This is a genomic window from Piscirickettsia litoralis (assembly GCF_001720395.1).
Taxonomy (GTDB): domain Bacteria; phylum Pseudomonadota; class Gammaproteobacteria; order Piscirickettsiales; family Piscirickettsiaceae; genus Piscirickettsia; species Piscirickettsia litoralis.
In genome coordinates, this window is the sequence record NZ_MDTU01000001.1 from 152,742 (window position 1) to 154,423 (window position 1,682).

Here is a 1,682-nt window from a genome sequence, read left to right on the forward strand (position 1 = left end):
AATAGAACTTGTGTCTTAAGATTTAAGATTAAAGTGTAGTAACTCTCTGTGTAAGCAAGCTTGACTCGAATCTAATTTCATATATCATACAGATATATTGTTGAGATATATTTGAGAGATTCATGAAGAAGGTCAACCACAGTCAGTTTGCTATTTTAGGTCATTTATTGAGCCAAGGGCCGATGTCAGGCTATGACATTAGGAAGCTGGCTGAAGAAAGTACAGGGCATTTTTGGCAAGAGAGCATGGGGCATCTGTATCCAACGCTCAATAAAATGTTGGGTGAAGGCTTAATCTCTGAGCTTGAAAAGGATCAAGCTTGTGGTGGCCGTGAACGTCGTTGTTACCAGATTACAGAAAAGGGCCTGCAGCGTTTTGAGGCTTGGTTAGAAGAGCCTGTTGTCCAAGCACCATTTCGTCATGTGTTGCTCTTGAAACTTTATTTCGGTCGCTATGCTAAGCAAAATTCTTTGATTAATCACTTAAAAACAGACCAAAATAACATGAAAGAAAAAATAGAATTTTTAAAAAACGTAAAGCAGCAGGTTGAAACAAAGTGGCAAGGTGATGCAGAAGCGGACTATTGGTTGATTACACTCGATTATGGCTTGAGCATGTTGGAGGCGCGCTTAGCATGGTGTGAGCGTAGTTTAATTCGTTTAGAAAAGAAGAGTAAAGGTAATTAATATGGAAACTGTGGTACAAGCAATCAGTCATACACCTTGGTGGGTGTTTGTGTTATTTGTGATCTTAGTAAGACGTGGAATTAAAGCGCTAAAACCTTCGACAGCATCATTAAAGGGCTTAATGCTATTGCCGCTCGTTTTTCTAGCCTTTTCTGTTCATACATTGTTTCTTTCGACTCAACCTATTTTTGAGACCTTGGGCTTATGGTTGATTGGTGGCTGTGTTGGTGGAGCAATTGCCTATATGGTGACGCCGTTAGAGCGAGTGAGTGTTGATTTAAAAAATAAGACATTAAATTTACCGGGCAGTGCCTATGTGCTTATTATGGTGCTGTGTGCATTTGTTGTTAAGTATGCGTTGGGTTATCAGTTGGCAGCACATCCTGAGATTATTCATAATATCGGCTTTACCGTTGTACTTTTAGCAACGGCGGGGTTATTTACAGGCTTAAGTGTGGGACGTGCATCACGTTTGCTTTATCGTCTTTATCAAGTGCCTGTTGTAGTATAACTTGTTGAAATTACTTTAGGAGGCTAGATGAACGTTTGCAATATAACCGAGACTGAAGCTTCTGGAGCCGCAGAGATTCTTAGTGTCGCTTTTGAGCAAGATCCTTTTATGTTGTGGGTTTTTGGCAGTCAGGAAGATTATCTGCAAAAGTCTCAAAAATTTTATAAGTTGTGCATACAGTATTGTATTCATTATGGCTATGCGCTACGGACTGAGAATTTTGAAGCTGTGGCTTTGCGTAAAAAACCAGGGGATATTAGTTTTTCGTTTTGGCGCATGATGCGCTCTGGAATGATGAAAGCGCCGGGGGTCTTGGGCAAACCTGCATTTGATCGCTTAATGGCTTATGATAAATTGTCGAAGCGAGTTCGGTCAAAAGAATTACCCGATCGGCCATATTTATATTGTTGGCTTTTGGGGACTCATCCGGCCCACCGGGAGCGAGGCTTTGCTGATGCTTTAATGGTGAGAACATTTTGAGATTG

At 40.8% G+C, this 1,682-nt stretch carries 3 protein-coding genes; all 3 read left to right on the forward strand.

Annotation, left to right across the window (positions count from 1 at the left end; translation table 11 throughout):
- Positions 1–122: 122 nt before the first annotated feature.
- From BGC07_RS00700 to BGC07_RS00710, 3 genes are read left to right on the forward strand one after another with little or no spacing between them, the layout of a single operon-like run.
- The gene (locus BGC07_RS00700; protein ID WP_069311570.1) at positions 123–686 is read left to right on the forward strand and encodes a PadR family transcriptional regulator; all 564 of its coding nucleotides are present in this window, start codon (positions 123–125) and stop codon (positions 684–686) included.
- A 1-nt stretch (position 687) separates the two neighbouring features.
- Positions 688–1,197, forward strand: coding sequence for a DUF6622 family protein (locus BGC07_RS00705; protein WP_069311571.1), 510 nt, complete (start codon positions 688–690; stop codon positions 1,195–1,197).
- Positions 1,198–1,224: 27 nt separating this feature from the next.
- Complete coding sequence (locus BGC07_RS00710) at positions 1,225–1,677, forward strand: hypothetical protein (RefSeq protein ID WP_069311572.1); 453 nt, start codon at positions 1,225–1,227, stop codon at positions 1,675–1,677.
- Positions 1,678–1,682: the final 5 nt, after the last annotated feature.